Source organism: Paenibacillus baimaensis (assembly GCF_025567575.1).
This window is the reverse complement of the sequence record NZ_JAOQIO010000107.1, coordinates 169,664-185,138: the sequence shown is the minus strand read 5'-3', so window position 1 is coordinate 185,138 and position 15,475 is coordinate 169,664. Positions and strand designations below refer to the sequence as shown.

At 45.3% G+C, this 15,475-nt stretch carries 12 protein-coding genes; all 12 read left to right on the top strand.

Annotation, left to right across the window (positions count from 1 at the left end):
- Position 1 precedes the first annotated feature (1 nt).
- The 12 genes from OB236_RS31640 to OB236_RS31585 all read left to right on the top strand — a co-directional run bounded on the left by OB236_RS31640 (position 2) and on the right by OB236_RS31585 (position 15,427).
- Positions 2–808 (top strand): GGDEF domain-containing protein, encoded by an 807-nt coding sequence (locus OB236_RS31640; protein ID WP_262687623.1) that lies wholly within the window; start codon positions 2–4, stop codon positions 806–808.
- A gap of 87 nt (positions 809–895) precedes the next feature.
- Positions 896–1,777 carry a ComEC/Rec2 family competence protein gene (locus OB236_RS31635; protein WP_262687572.1) on the top strand — a complete coding sequence of 294 codons (882 nt, stop codon included), beginning with the start codon at positions 896–898 and terminating at the stop codon, positions 1,775–1,777.
- A 1-nt stretch (position 1,778) separates the two neighbouring features.
- Positions 1,779–1,991: a DUF3006 domain-containing protein gene (locus OB236_RS31630; protein ID WP_076232295.1), complete on the top strand. Its 213-nt coding sequence runs from the start codon at positions 1,779–1,781 to the stop codon at positions 1,989–1,991.
- Positions 1,992–2,201: 210 nt separating this feature from the next.
- Positions 2,202–3,095, top strand: coding sequence for a carbohydrate ABC transporter permease (locus tag OB236_RS31625; protein WP_262687571.1), 894 nt, complete (start codon positions 2,202–2,204; stop codon positions 3,093–3,095).
- 21 nt (positions 3,096–3,116) lie between these two features.
- Positions 3,117–3,980 carry a carbohydrate ABC transporter permease gene (locus tag OB236_RS31620; RefSeq protein ID WP_262687570.1) on the top strand — a complete coding sequence of 288 codons (864 nt, stop codon included), beginning with the start codon at positions 3,117–3,119 and terminating at the stop codon, positions 3,978–3,980.
- A gap of 173 nt (positions 3,981–4,153) precedes the next feature.
- A complete protein-coding gene (locus OB236_RS31615) occupies positions 4,154–5,551 on the top strand; it encodes an ABC transporter substrate-binding protein (protein WP_240414633.1) in 1,398 nt (465 codons plus the stop codon).
- Between the two features lie 219 nt (positions 5,552–5,770).
- Positions 5,771–7,525: a sensor histidine kinase gene (locus tag OB236_RS31610; RefSeq protein ID WP_262687569.1), complete on the top strand. Its 1,755-nt coding sequence runs from the start codon at positions 5,771–5,773 to the stop codon at positions 7,523–7,525.
- A 27-nt stretch (positions 7,526–7,552) separates the two neighbouring features.
- Positions 7,553–9,139: a response regulator transcription factor gene (locus OB236_RS31605; protein ID WP_262687568.1), complete on the top strand. Its 1,587-nt coding sequence runs from the start codon at positions 7,553–7,555 to the stop codon at positions 9,137–9,139.
- 189 nt (positions 9,140–9,328) lie between these two features.
- The gene (locus tag OB236_RS31600; protein WP_262687567.1) at positions 9,329–11,647 is read left to right on the top strand and encodes a helix-turn-helix domain-containing protein; all 2,319 of its coding nucleotides are present in this window, start codon (positions 9,329–9,331) and stop codon (positions 11,645–11,647) included.
- 163 nt (positions 11,648–11,810) lie between these two features.
- Positions 11,811–12,770: an ABC transporter permease gene (locus OB236_RS31595; protein ID WP_083689375.1), complete on the top strand. Its 960-nt coding sequence runs from the start codon at positions 11,811–11,813 to the stop codon at positions 12,768–12,770.
- Between the two features lie 24 nt (positions 12,771–12,794).
- Positions 12,795–13,691, top strand: coding sequence for a carbohydrate ABC transporter permease (locus OB236_RS31590; protein WP_076232282.1), 897 nt, complete (start codon positions 12,795–12,797; stop codon positions 13,689–13,691).
- A 65-nt stretch (positions 13,692–13,756) separates the two neighbouring features.
- The gene (locus OB236_RS31585; RefSeq protein WP_076232280.1) at positions 13,757–15,427 is read left to right on the top strand and encodes an ABC transporter substrate-binding protein; all 1,671 of its coding nucleotides are present in this window, start codon (positions 13,757–13,759) and stop codon (positions 15,425–15,427) included.
- The last annotated feature ends 48 nt before the right edge of the window (positions 15,428–15,475 follow it).

Here is a 15,475-nt window from a genome sequence, read left to right as displayed (position 1 = left end):
GGTGGAGGACTTGATATCGGAAGAGCTGCAATATATCACTTCTGGCAAAAGTGTTCAATACGCAGCCAGGCTGATGGATGAACTCGGTGTCAATTCACTTGTGGTGAATGATCAAGGTCAGATTACCGGTATTCTGACTTCCAAGGATATACGTTCGGTTCATCCCAACCGGATCGTCGCAGATGCGATGACGGGGAATCCGATCTGTATTCCCAAGTCAACCTTTATTGGAGATGCTATTTCCATCATGGAGCAGCATCAAGTCAAACGCTTAATTGTCAAAGATGGCAATCATGCAGAGGGCATTGTAACCAGAGAGGTGCTAAAAACAACACTTGGCAAATATGAGGATCTGCTAACAGGCTTGTATCGATCCGCATATATGGAATATGTGTTTAATCATTTTGTTGCTCTGAATCGGATGTTTCATATTTTGTTTATAGATCTGAATGATTTTGGCCTTATTAATAAAAAGCACGGACATCCAGTTGGTGATGATGTGCTTATTCATTTTTCAACCCTGCTTAAAAACATAACGAATGAACAGGACTACATATGCAGATATGGCGGCGACGAGTTCGTCATTATTTCAACAAGGAAATTACAGGAAGTAGAGAAGCTGATTCAGCAGCTGACGGAGCCGATGCATGTGATGAATATTACATTATCGGCAGCAGTAGGTTATATTAACGGTTTCGATCACAATTACGCTTCTTCGAGCTTTAGAGAGATGATCAGCAAGGCCAGTATGATATCAACAAGCTTGAAGCCTGCATACGATGAACACTTATTGCATGGAAAACATTGAAAAGAACGGCTCCGAGTTATAAACTAGCTTAGGGGCTTTTATTTATTCCAATGTCCTACTATCATCATGAGGAGAGCTAACAGAAGTATGGCACAATGGAAAGTTTGGATTATGGGTCTCGTCCTGGTTGTATTATCGGGCTGTTCACCTCTAACTGTACATAATGAATCTGTGGGATCTACGACTATTTTGCGAGCCGATGGAAAGCTTCAGGTGTTATTTTTGGATGTCGGGCAAGGGGCAAGTCAGCTGCTGATCAGTCCATCTGGCAAAACGATGCTTATTGATGCAGGTAATAACGACAAAGAACAAGTCATGCTGGATTATCTCAAGCAATATCAAATCACAAAGCTCGATATCGTAATCGGGACACACCCGGATGCGGATCATATCGGAGGCTTGGATAAGGTCATTGATCAAACGATTGTAGACAAAATATATATGCCCAAAATATCTTCGAATACCCGTACCTTTGAATCGTTATTGGAATCGATCAGCAATAAAAAGCTCAAGGTCCAAACGGCCAAAGCCGGTTTAACGTTGGACTGGGACAAAGAGGTTCAAGTGGAGATGATCGCCCCGGCTGCTGTATATGACAATGCAAACAACATGAGTGCTGTCGTGAAAATTACTTATGGTACGACTACGCTGCTGTTAACCGGTGATGCAGAGGCGGCAAGTGAGAAGGATATGATTAAATCGGGTGTGGATCTGTCGTCGACCGTGTTGGGGGTAGGGCATCATGGATCGAAGTCTTCAACCTCCTTAACCTTCCTGAACAAGGTGAAGCCCCAGTATGCGATTATTCAATCGGGCAAAGACAACAATTATGGTCACCCGGACAAGACGATTTTATCCCGCCTGAAAAAAGCAGGAGCCAGCGTCTATCGCAATGATTTGCAGGGGACGGTGTCCGTCATATCGGATGGAAAGAACGTCACGATTGCTACGGAAAGGAAGGAGAAGTAGCTTGAAAGGAATTGTAGATCGTATTGAAGGTAAATACTACGTCATTGAAATTGCGGGCGTGATGACCGATGTTCCACGGAGTCAGGTTGCAGCTGGAGTGAAGGCGGGACATGCGGTCGAGCAGCAGAAGGGAATTTGGGTAACTGACGCTGCAGCTACCAAAGAAAGAGAGAGCCGCATCAAGAGGCTCATGAAGGATGTATGGGCAGATTAAATATTAGTAGCTGCTGAAAATAATAATCCGATCAAGAGCAAACCCCGTCGTGCCGCGATGGGGTTTTTGTTATGGACTGTAGATGAGTTCGACTCCGTTCAAATTCAAATTAAGTTGCTTTGTCCTATGGTGCCAGTTGAATTACCGCTCCCGCCCTCTGGCTCGCATGTAATATGCTATAAAAAAACGAACGGGAGGAGCTGATAGACGATGCGTAAACGTGTATCTCTGTTCAACTCATATATTTTCATTTTTCCAAGTCTGTTCCTGACACTGGCGCTTGGCATCTATCCCATCGTCTGGGCGCTACGCTATATGTTTTACGATTATCAAGGCTTTGGGATACCCCGATTTATAGGTCTTGATAATTTTTCCAGACTGCTGCGGGATCAGGAGTTTTGGCATTCCGTGTACAATACATTTGTCTATGCGGGCGGTAAAATCATTCTGGTACTGCCGATTTCGCTATTGCTTGCGGTCATTTTAAACCGCGGCTTGAAAGGTAAAGGATTGTTCAGAGCGATTTATTTTATGCCTACTATTATCAGTGCATCGGTCATGTCGATCGTATTTTTTACTATTTTCAATTCATATAACGGTGTGCTTAATCAATTTCTGATCAAGTATGGGGTTATTTCCCAATCAATAGATTGGCTCGGTCCGCAATATGCGATGCTTACGGTTATCATTACTGCGGTATGGGGCGGGATCGGTAATTACATGCTGCTGTTTATTGCCGGCTTGCAGGGCATACCAGAGGATGTATATGAGAGTGCATCACTCGATGGAGCGAATGCAGCGCAAAAGTTCTGGTATATCACGCTTCCAATGCTCGGTACCGTACTGCAAATGATTATTATGCTGGCCATCATCACGGCATTGAAAGGCTATGAGAGCATCATGGTATTAACCGAGGGGGGACCGTTCGGCAAAACAGAGGTCATGTACCTGTATGTATACAAGCAGTTTTTCCCGGTGTCGGCGTCAACGGCCACTGTACAGCAAATCGGCTACGGCAGCGCGGTTGGATTTACAACAGCTTTGATTGTCGGTTTCATTACGATCATTTATTTTTACATGTCCAAACGGCTGAATCAGGATTAAGGAAAGCGGGGTGTAAGTGAGATGGATACAAACTTGAATCACAATGGAATTAGGGCAAGCTATTGGTTGGGGCATATTGTAAAATGGGCATTTTTAATCAGTATAGCTTTTGTCACGCTGTACCCGCTAATTATGGCTGTTCTGGGTTCACTCAAAACGAATGCCGAATTAACCACGGGAGCTACTTTTCTGCCAACCGTATGGCAGTTCTCGAATTATGCTACTGCCTGGAAGCAGGCCAATTTTGCGCTATTTACCTGGAACAGCTTCTTTATTAGCACCATGGTCACAATTGCAACGCTGCTGATCGCTTCGATGGCCGCCTACGCGATAGACCGTACGAAGTTTCCAGGCAAAAAACTGTATGTCGCGCTGCAGGCAAGTACGATGTTTATTTCCATTGGTGCTGTCGTACTCAGACCGCAATTTGATTTGATGGTCATGCTCGGCTTGAACAAATCGCTGTGGGGTGTCATTATCATCCTGATCAGCTCCCATGCTACGGTTTATTTTATGTTGATCGGTTTTTTCAAGGCGATTCCCCGCGATTTGGACGAGGCTGCTTACATTGACGGCTGTAACTTTTATAGCGTTTTCTGGAAAATCATTCTTCCGCTGCTGCGTCCGGCGCTTGCAGTTACGGCCTTGTTCACGTTTCGCGGTGCCTGGAATGAATATATTTTGCCGCTCGTATTCACCATGACCTCGCCGAAGCTGCAGACACTGACGGTAGGTCTCGCGAATCTTCGTTATGGTATTGGTGCAGCTGCAGAGACTCAACTGATGATGGCCGGTGCTTGTCTATCGTTCCTGCCGATTCTCGTGGTCTATATGATAGCGAACAAGTCGTTCATGCAGGTTACCGCAGGTGCTGTCAAAGGTTAAAAAGCTGGTCGGAGGTAGAGGCGGGAGACGGAAAGTAGTTTTCCCCTCTATAAAAGTCGGATTGTCCTTCACGGTTCGACAAACTCAGCCGTTATGCTGAAAGCAGTTACATGATTTCCGATTAGGAACCTATTCACGAATGGTTTATAATTAAAAAGGAGGGTTTTATCAAAATGATGAAAAAAACGATAGGTACCGTGCTGGGCGTAGCTTTGGTCGCTTCCTCTCTGGCAGCATGTGGAGCTGGACAGGACAGCGGGACGCAAGCTGGAGGGACCTCGGGTACAGGTACAGCGACAGGTGGAAAAACCAAGATCTCTTATTGGACGATTGATCGCCATGATGCGGATTATATGAAAGAGGTTATCAAGAAATTTAATGATGCGAACCCCGACATTGAAGTGGAAATGACGGTTTTGGCTGATAACTTCAATCAGGCTGTGGATATCGCGTATGCCAGCAAGCAGGCTCCTGACGTACTGCGTACGAACGATTTTCTCGGTTTTGTGAAAAAAGGCTATTTGCTGCCGATTAATGATTTGATGAACGATGATTTGAAAAAGCGATATGCCAATCTGATGGTCGAGGAATCGAACATGGTTGAAGGCAAAATATATTCGCTGCCGAATACCGGACAGTTTTGGAGATTAATATATAATGTAGATTTGTTCGAAAAAGCAGGGATTAAGGAACCGCCAAAAACAGTAGCGGAAATGGTTGATGCTGCTAAGAAGATTACAGAAGCGAATAAGGATGTAGGGGCGTACGGCTTTGCTGAAAACTTCAAGAGCGCAAGCTCCGCATTCGCGCGAATTTCAAATCCAATAAGCTCCTTTAGTGGCACTTCAATTGTGGATGGCTATAACTATAAAACCGGACAGTTCGATTTCTCCGTGTACAAGCCCATTGCTGAAGCGCTCTATCAAATGAAAAAGGATGGAAGCTTGCTGCCGGGCGTGGAATCGTTGGATATTGATCCACTGCGTGCGCAATTTGCAGCCGGGAAAATTGGTATGTACTTCAATCACTCTGGCGAGCCGGGTGTATTCCAGAACCAATTCCCGACCAAAATACGCTGGGCTGCTGCTCTGCCTCCAACCCTAGACGGCAAGCAATCAGGAACCGTTTCGGTTATTGCCGGCAACTACGTTGGTATAAGTAAAGACACTCCGAACAAGGAAAAAGCGTGGAAGTTCATGGAGTACCTTGCTAATATCAATTTCCAAAAGGAATATCATGAAAAGGGCTTTGGTATCTCTGTCGTTCCTGATGTCAATGCCACTGCTAACAAACCGACTATTCCGGGCATCGATGGATTCCTGCCGAGCAAATATGATGCACTGTATTCACCAACTCCGCTTTCCGTAACGGAAGCTAAGGTTGAGGGTGTCAAGACAGGCAATGCGATTACGAAGTATATGCTTGAAGGCGGAGATGTCGATAAAATGCTGACGGACCTGACAACTCGTTATAACGCCGCTCTGGAGAAAGCACGTGCTTCCGGCGATACGAAGAGCAAAGCGAATCCAAGCTTTGATCCAGGCAAGCTGCAAGGCACTTTAGCCAAGTAATGCTGGATGGATCTGGTTATAACTGTAGTTGATTATCATAATGATGGACGCGCAGCAGAAAGCGGCGCGTTTTTTCATAATATCAGAATTTATAAGTTTTCAGCGGAGCTGAATATTCTGTTATTGCAAGAAAAGCTACATGTAAAACACGGATGTATCTTCCTCGAATAGGCTTCGATCAGCAGCTTTTCTTATATTGGGTATGGAGGAGGAACAGACGTGAAACACTGGTTTTATAGGCTTTCGCTCAGACGTCGGCTATGGATAGCCTTTTTACTGCTGACTTTAATATCTATCGCCTTGACCGGACTGATGTCCTACTGGATTGCTTACAGCTCAACAGAAAAGGAAGCCTTCCTCTCCAGCCAGAACACATTGAATAAATCGGCGCGTGTGCTCGATGAAAAGCTGCGTCATACGATTGTAGCGACCTCCTCCATGATGCTCAGCGATGAATTCAAGCAGGCGATGAATGATGTGTACGATCACCGAACATCGGCCTACTATAGACAGTTGTCTTCCCTACAGATACCGCTTGCGCAAATGAAGTTGAGTGAGCCATCGATTCAATCGATTTTAATCTATACGCCGATGGGTGATCTGTTCGCGACGAATGACCTTCGCAATAGCCAGGTCCCTTTTAAGAGCACAATATTTTCGAAGTATTTGGAAAGCACGGATCGCGCCTTGTGGATCGAAGGACATGAAGATCCTTTATTTCTCGGTAATAAAAGAGTGATCTCCTTATTGATGAAATCGATCTCCGAAGTTAATGTACAGGACGTTTTTATTGTCGTTAATTTAAAGGAAGATGCCATCCGCAAAGCGATTACCGATGATTTGCTTGACCATTCGGACAATTATTTTCTCGTTTCGCGCAGCGGCGGTAAGGTACTGCCGATGGCATCCACAATGGAAACGTTTCAGAATGACCCGGAATTTATGAAGCCCATGCAGGAGCAGGAACGGGGCTTTTTCAAATATTCCAAAGGAAACGAGCCTTATTTGGTCAATTATGCGCGTCTGACGCTTACGCAGGATTGGCTGCTGGTCAGTGTGCAAAAGCAATCGGATTTGCTGTATCAAGTGAATCGCATCAAAATAGCCACGCTGTTCATCATGGCCTGCTGTGCGGTGCTGGCCCTGCTGCTCTCCAATCTGATGTCATGCTTCTTGCTGAAGCCGCTGCATAAGCTTCAAGGTCTTATGAAGAAGGTCGAGCATAACCAGCTTGATGTTCGCTTTGAGAGTAAGTACGAGGATGAGGTTACACAGGTCGGGTTGAAATTCAACCGCATGCTGGAGCAAATATCGAAGCTGATTGACGATGTGAAGGATGCCGAGAACGAGAAAAGAAAGATGGAGATTAAAGCGCTGCAGGCGCAGATTGATCCGCATTTCTTGTACAATACGCTCAATACAATCGTCTGGAAATCGGAAACAGCGCAGAATAAGGATGTTACCGATATGATTGTTTCCCTCTCCTTGCTATTCCAGCTTGGTCTTAATGGGGGCAACGAGATGACGACCTTAGCGAAGGAGATCGACCATGTACGGCAATATTTAAGCCTGCAGCAAAAGTGCTACGAAGGCTTGTTTGATTATAACATCGTGCTTGAGGATGATTCGCTGCTTGATATACCGATATTGAAAATCATTTTGCAGCCGCTGGTGGAGAATTCGATCCTGCATGGCTTTCAGGAAATGGACGTTGATGGACAAATTATGATTACGATCCGACGTCTGGATTCAAATTGGCTCGAGCTGCGAGTGGAGGACAATGGTTCTGGCATGGATGCCCGGCAAGTTGACGAGGACATGCGGCAGGAGCAGACGGTTAAGAAGGGCTACGCGCTGCGCAATGTATTTGGACGTCTGCGACTGCAATACGATAGCAGAGCCGATATTGAATTATCGAGCATTCCGTACCATTCAACCGTAATTACCTTAACGATTCCATTGGAAAGTGAGTGACGATCAAAAGTGAACAGTGAGCTTAGAATGTGTGTGATAGATGACATCAAGACAGTTGTTGATGGTATCGCCAATCAAATTCCCTGGAGTCTGCATGGGATTCGTGTGGTAGGCTCGGCCAGCAACGGCGAGAAGGGTATTGAGCTCATACGTGAAACAAAGCCTCATATCGTGCTGACGGATATCCGCATGCCGCGAATGAATGGGCTGGATATGACACGTTGGGTATTAAGCGAATTTCCCCGTACCAAAATTGTTTTCCTAAGTGGATATACCGATTTTGATTATGCGCAGCAGGCCATTCAGCTTGGCGCTTTTGATTATATATTGAAGCCTTTTACACCGCAAAAAATTATTGATGCCGTTCTCAAAGCCAAAGCGTCGATCGAAGAGGAACTTGGAAGCCAGCAGCGGTTTCATGAGATGGAGCGCAAGCTTCGGGAGAGTCTGCCTTATTTGCGGCAGGAATATTTTCAGCTTCTGCTGCAGTTTCCCACTACGCCGGAACAGGCCGCCAAGCGTTGGGATTTTCTCAATATTGCACTCGAACGTGAGCAATTCGTTGTCATGCTTACGGAAATTGACCAGTTTGCCGAGCTGACTCATAAGCTTCCTGTGCAGGAGGTCGAGCTGATTCGGTTCACCCTGCACAATATTCTGGAGGAGACGATTGGCAATGTAACGAAAGGATTTGTGTTTCGGGATCATTCGCACCGGTTTGTTGCTGTGTTCAATTCGCCTGATTCCGGGAGTGCCGAGAAGCTGGCCGAGCAGTGCCGTGAAAATATCGAAAGCTATTCCAGATATACGGTATCTCTCGGTCTGGGGGAAAACGTACAGCATATTCATGAAATTTCTTATTCGTATACGCAGGCAATGACCGCACTATCCTATAATTTTTATACCGGTGGCAACAGTGTATATGGCTACCAGCATGTGGATCATCAAACGGCACCGCGCTTTTCAACGGAAAAGGAAAAGGAGCTGTTCTATTGCCTGCGTTCGGGCAATCTGCACAAAGCGCAGGAGCTTGTAGACGAATTGTTCGATGAAACCGTATCTGTGCCTGTGCCTTATGCTCCAGAAGCTGTAAAGGTCATGTACGACGAGCTTGCCTTTATGATGAATCGGGTATTTGCAGAAAAGCTGACGACTGAAGAAATGAAGCCGCTGGAGGCGCATCTGCTGCATATTAAGAATTTGCATTCCTACAAGCTGACAGAGCTTAAGGGAGGCATCAACGAGCTGTGCAGAATCGGCTGTGAGGTCATCCAGCAAAGGCAGAAAGAAGAAGCCAATCAGGTGGTCGAGCAAGTAATCGCTCATATTAGACAGCATCTGGATGTGAACCTGACAGTGAATGATTACGCCAAATTGGTATACTTAAGCGGAAGCTACTTTGCCAATCTATTCAAGAAGGTCAGAGGGATGACGGTTGGGCAATTTGTTACGACAGAGCGAATGGAGCGGGCCAAGGCTTTATTGCTGGAAGGCAGGCAGGTTCAGGAAATTGCCCAGGCGCTCGGATATGAGGATCGACCCTATTTCAGTGAGCTATTCAAAAAGCATACAGGGATGACGCCTTCCGAATTCAAGCAGCAATATGCGAATTAATATCGGAGTTATGCATACATCGACCACAATTGCATACAGGTAAGCCAACTATCTCCATGGATTCATGGGGATTATTTGTTGTTCAGCCGACACAAGTTGGCTGTTCACAAGAAACCTATAATGTGGTTAACTTAATAGTGTATGTAATCGGTTGCAAAGTCAGTTTGGGAGAAGGAGGATCGGTCTACCATGCTTAAAGGACAATGGCTGAGTGATGGAAAGGGCAGACATCGTGTATTTATACGCTTGCTTATTCCGTATATTCTCTTTTTAATATTGCCTATGATCGTCGGCTGGATCATCTATCAAAAGACGATTGAAACGATGGAAAAGGAAGTTACTGCCAATCATATGAATGTGCTTGAGCAGAGCAAGGATATACTGGAGCGAAGACTGGAGGAAATTTCCTCCATCGCCCAACAGTTGTCGGTAGATACTCGCATCATCCAATTTCAGCCGGTGATCGATCCGTTCGAGGGAACTAATACTTATCGTGTTCTGGATACCAACAAAAGCTTGTATAACTATAAGCTGTCCAACAATTTTATTTTTAATTACTACGTTCTGTTTAAAAACAGTGGTCTTGTACTGACCCCGGGCTCAAGCTATTCGATCAAGGAGTTTTATGAGAATATAGCAAAGTACAGCCGACTTGATTACACAAACTGGAACAAGCTGATGTTCGATCAATATTTTACACGTAAATATATTCCTTCCCAGGAGGTTATGGTGAACAATACCCCCTATACGATGCTGACGTACATCCAATCGCTGGGCTATCCGGGAAACCCGCAGGGTGCAATCGCTGTGATGATCGATAACAGGGAGCTGCAAAAGCTGTTCCACGGCCTGGATATCTCCGGCGACGGTTGGGCTTATATAGTCGACGATCAGGGGCAATTAATCAGCTCATTGTCTGCGGATGCCGTTCCACTCCCAGTCGATATCGCCAAACTGTCAGGCTCTCGGGGCGTCGTAGAGCAAACGATAGACAAGAAACCGATGATGATCACTTACGTGAAATCAGCCTCAAATGGATGGACGTATCTGGTGGGGCAGCCCACGCATATCGTGCTGGAGAAGGTTCGTTATATTCAGAAAATTACATTTTCCCTGACGTTTCTGTTTCTAGTCATCGGGGTCATTATCGCTTATTTGCTGGCGTATCGGAACAGTAAGCCGCTTCGTAATATTGTCAATATGATCATGGAAAAGGCGGACGTCAGTCCCCAGCATAGGGATGCCTATGGCTTGATCGGAGAAACGGTATCGGGCTTGATCAACAATAATCACAGGCTGAAATCGGAAATCGAGCAGCAGGCCCCGCTGCTTCGCGCGGCGTATTTTCAAAGACTGCTGAACGGGGAGTTTCTGTCGGTACATGATGCGAATGCGCTTCTGAAGCATGTAGGAATGGATGTAACGGGGATGAGCTATGTAGTTGCCATCCTGCATTTGCGGGGGCTGGACAACGGCTACAGCGGAGATCTTCTGGAAGAGCTGGATATGAAGCGTGTTTTGACCAAAGAAATGCTGCGCAAGACAATGGAGCATAACGGTTTTGTCTATGATGTGGCTGAGGACCAGCTTGCTGTGCTGTTTTGTTGCAATCAATCCCAGTCGCTGCGGGTTAAGGAGCATATTGAGAGCAATCTTCTGGAAGCGGATGAAGCGGTTGGTGATCTGTTGAAATATGTCCCCATCTATGGGATTGGGGCGATTCATAACAGCCTTACAGGCGTATCCAGATCGTACGAGCAAGCAAGGCAAGCACTCAGTTTTCAACTATGGCAAAATCGCGAAGGGATTTTATGGTTCGACGAATTGCCGGATGATCGCAACAATTATTATTTTCCATCCGATTTGGAGGGCCGGTTAATGAATTTGGCCAAGGCCGGTGACAGGGTGGAGGTCAAGCGTATACTGGAGGATTTGTATCGAGAAAATTTTGAAATCCGGCGTCTTTCCTTTTCGGTCATGCAGCTGTTTTTATATGAAGTCTGGGGGAGCATCGTGAAGCTTCTGCCGCAAATGGAGCTGGCTCAGGAACAGGTTTTTCATCAGATGAAGCCATTGAGCAGCGAGACGCCTTCTTACGAGCATATGAAGAACAATTATGCCTCTGTTATATCCACTTATGAGTGGATCTGCGATAGCGTGAATGCGCATAAGAAAAGCCAAAATATACAGCTGGTCGAGCATATTATCACGATCCTGAACCAGGACTATATGCAGGATGATCTGAGTCTGGATGTAGTTGCGGATCGAATACCGATTTCCAAGGTATATTTATCACAGTTTTTTAAAGAGCAAACCGGTATCAATTTTTCCGATTACCTGGAGAGCGTGCGAATGGATCATGCCAAGACGTTGCTGCTTGAATCCAGATTGACCATTAACGATATTGCTGCGAATGTCGGATACAGCTCGTCCAATACATTTTGCAGGGCTTTCAAACGTCTTCATGGTGTCAGCGCTACCGCTTATAAGAAATCGCAAACCGGCTAAAATACGGGGTTATACAAGCGTTTTCTAAAATATTGCACACCAGGAATAGCAATGCACATTGCTATTCTTAACTATCGCACAAAAAGAAAGCGTTTTCGGATATACATTTGTTCTCCTGAACCTTATGTTGGAATTACGAATAATGAAAGGGGGAACAACGATCATGAAAGTGGCAGCCGCTACCAAGACGAGAGCACAAGCGAAGATAGAGCCACTGTCCGCTCGGAGGCGCATACAGAAATGCTGGCAATTGTATGTACTACTGGCGCTTCCGTTGATTTACATTTTGGTATTCAGGTATTATCCGATGTACGGAGCGACGATTGCATTTAAGGATTACACAGCTTTCAAAGGAATTAATGGTAGTGAATGGGTGGGCTTCAAGCACTTCATCCGGTTCTTCAATTCGTATGAATTTGGCAAGCTCATGACCAACACATTAATTATTAGCTTGTACAGCCTGATTGCGGGAATCCCTTTTCCGATCATTCTGGCCTTGTCGCTTAATTATGTGAAGAACCAGTTTTTCAAAAAATCGGTCCAAATGATCACTTATGCACCTCATTTTATTTCAATCGTGGTTATGGTAGGAATTATTCTGGAGTTGCTCGATCCCCGGAATGGACTCGTGAATGTGATGCTACGAACGCTTGGCTTTGAATCGGTCCATTTTATTGCCAAGCCCGAATACTTCAGCTCGATCTATGTATGGTCTGGTCTATGGCAAAATGTTGGTTTCTCCTGCATCATTTATTTGGCGGCCTTGTCAGGTGTAGATCCTTCGCTGCATGAAGCGGCGGTTATGGATGGGGCTAACAAATTCAAACGGATGCTGCATATTGATCTGCCCAGCATTCTTCCGGTGATGATCATTTTGTTAATTTTGAACACAGGGCATATTCTGGATTTGGGCTTTGAAAAGGTGCTGTTGATGCAAAATGCGCTGAATGCGCGGACCTCCGAGGTTATCGATACTTACGTGTATAAGGTGGGGCTTGCCTCGCAAGCTATGAATTATTCGTATTCCACGGCGATCAACCTGTTCAAGTCTGTCATCGGTCTCGTTCTACTCATCACGGTCAACCAAATTGCCAAGAAAGCCAAGCAGGAAAGCCTATGGTAAGGGCAGCGAGAGGAGGTAACAACTGTGGAAACTACGAATATCAGGGAAACGAATACGGATCGATGGTTTAACATCGGCAATTATGTCATTCTATCGCTGTTTTTAATTACGGTTTTATACCCGTTAGTATTCATTGTAAGCGCATCCTTTAGCAGTCCAGGTGCCGTAATTGCCGGAAAAGTATGGTTATGGCCGGTAGATCCGACTTTGGATGGCTATGCAGCCGTATTCAAGCACAAGCTGATCTGGAGCTCATTTCGTAATTCTGTCATTTACACAGTAGTAGGAACCTTGATTAATGTATCCTTGACGATTATGGCAGCGTACCCGTTAGCCAGACGGGATTTGTATGGGAAAAATGTGATCATGCTGCTGCTCGTATTCACGACGATGTTTAGCGGTGGCTTGATTCCAAACTACCTGCTCGTTAAGGACCTGAATATGTTGAATACGATGTGGGCGATGATTTTACCTACAGCTATGGGCGTATTTAATGTGATTATTGCCCGTACTTACTTCAGGACAACGATTCCTGATGAAGTGCTGGAAGCCGCGCAGTTGGATGGCTGTAATGATTTTAAATTTGTCTGGAAAATTGTTATTCCGTTATCGGGACCAATTATAGCGGTTATCACCCTGTATTCGGCTGTTGGCTATTGGAATCAATATTTTAATGCGTTGATTTATTTGAAGTCGCCTGCGTTGTTTCCGCTGCAGCTCGTGCTCAGGGAAATCCTCGTACAAAATGAAGTCGATGCAAGCATGATGTCCAATTTGGCCGACGAAGCAAACCGCGAAGGCTTGCGAACCTTGCTCAAATATTCGCTGATTGTCGTATCTTCACTGCCTCTGATGATCGCTTATCCCTTTGTGCAAAAGCATTTCGTAAAAGGGGTCATGATTGGATCACTTAAGGGGTAGGTTGATTACCTAACTGGAATAGAATAAAGGGGTTTGGGTTCATACAAAAAAAGGGAGGCACTACAATGAAAAAGTTATGGATAGGTAGTTTGAGCTTGGCAATCGCAGCAGTTGCTGTGTTAAGCGGATGTACAGATAAGGCTGCAGGGCCCCAACAAGACAATGCGGCAACTGCAGCGAAAATAAATCCGGCAGGACAATTCCCGATCATGAAAGAAAAAACAACACTTAAGGTGCTGGTTAAAGGCAGTTCGTTCGTTGAGGATTTTGCAACCAATGAATATACGAAGTTTCTCGAAGAGAAGACCAACATTCACATCGAATGGGATATAGCACCTGAGAAGTCAGCGATAGAAAAGTTGAATTTGGTGCTGGGCAGCGGAGATTTGCCTGATGTGATCATGGGCTTTGATATTAGCCCCACACAGCAGTTGATATACGGAAATACTGGGGAATTTCTTGATTTGACCAAATATATCGATCAATATGGTACAGAAACGAAGAAAATGTTCGAGAAGCTTCCTTATGTGAAAGAAGCTATTACGGCGCCGGGCGGTAAAATCTTTGGACTGCCGCAGGTGAATGAATGTTTCCACTGCTCCATGTCACAAAAAACGTGGATTTACAAGCCTTGGCTAGACAAATTAGGGCTGCAGGTACCGACTACGACGGACGAATTCTACAATGTGCTTAAGGCGTTCAAAACCCAGGACCCGAACGGGAACGGAAAAGCAGATGAAATTCCGCTGGCAGGTGCGGCTGTAGGTCCGAATGTTAATATTGATTCTTTTATTATGAATGCTTTCATCCTTAACCCAAGTATCATTAACGGTAGTGAAAAACGGTTGTTTATCAATAATGGAAAAGTCACAGTAGCATTTGACAAACCGGAATTTAAAGACGGCTTGGAGTACCTGCACAAGCTGTATGCAGAGGGACTGATTGCTCCGCAATCGTTCACCCAGGACCGAGATCAAGCGAAGCAAATGGGCGAGAATCCGGGAACCGTGATATTAGGGGCGGCTGTAGCCCAGCATGATGGTATATTTACCGATTCAAGCAAGGGTAATGTGGGAAGATGGTTAGACTATGTTGCCGTTCCAGCGTTAAAAGGGCCAAAAGGCGTTCAGGTAGCTCCATTAAACAACAGTGTGAACCAAGGTAGACTAGTTATAACCAAAGCAAGTAAAAATCCCGAAGCTGCTTTCCGCTGGGCGGACTTGATGTACGATCAGGAAATGACACTGCGTAATACGGAAGGTCGCCCGAATGTTGAATGGAAATTAGCGGATCCGGGAGAGGTTGGAATCAACGGGAAACCGGCTATTTGGAAGTATACGGATGTGAAGCTGTCGACGGTACAAAATGTGAAATGGTCGCAAACCGGTCCATCTTTGCGTACGAATGATTTCCGTTTGGGCCTGGTCCCTGACCCGAAACTCCCGCAGGAATCTATTCTTTACAATGAAACGAAAACCAAGTATGAACCTTATAAGCAAAAAGATGATACCGTTCTTCCACAGCTTTTCTTTACCAATGAGCAGGCAACAGAGCTAGCTGATTTGGATAAGACCATCAATGATCATGTCAAAGAAATGATCGCGCGATTCATTATCGGAGATGCCAAATTGGATAAAGACTGGGACGGTTACCTGAAAAATCTGGATAATATGAAGTTGAAGCGGTACCTGGAAATTTATCAAGCTGCCTATGATGCAAAGAAAACTAAGAAGTAAGGTTTCGATAATATTGTGAAAAAGAGGCAGTCCCTCAGGTCATTCATC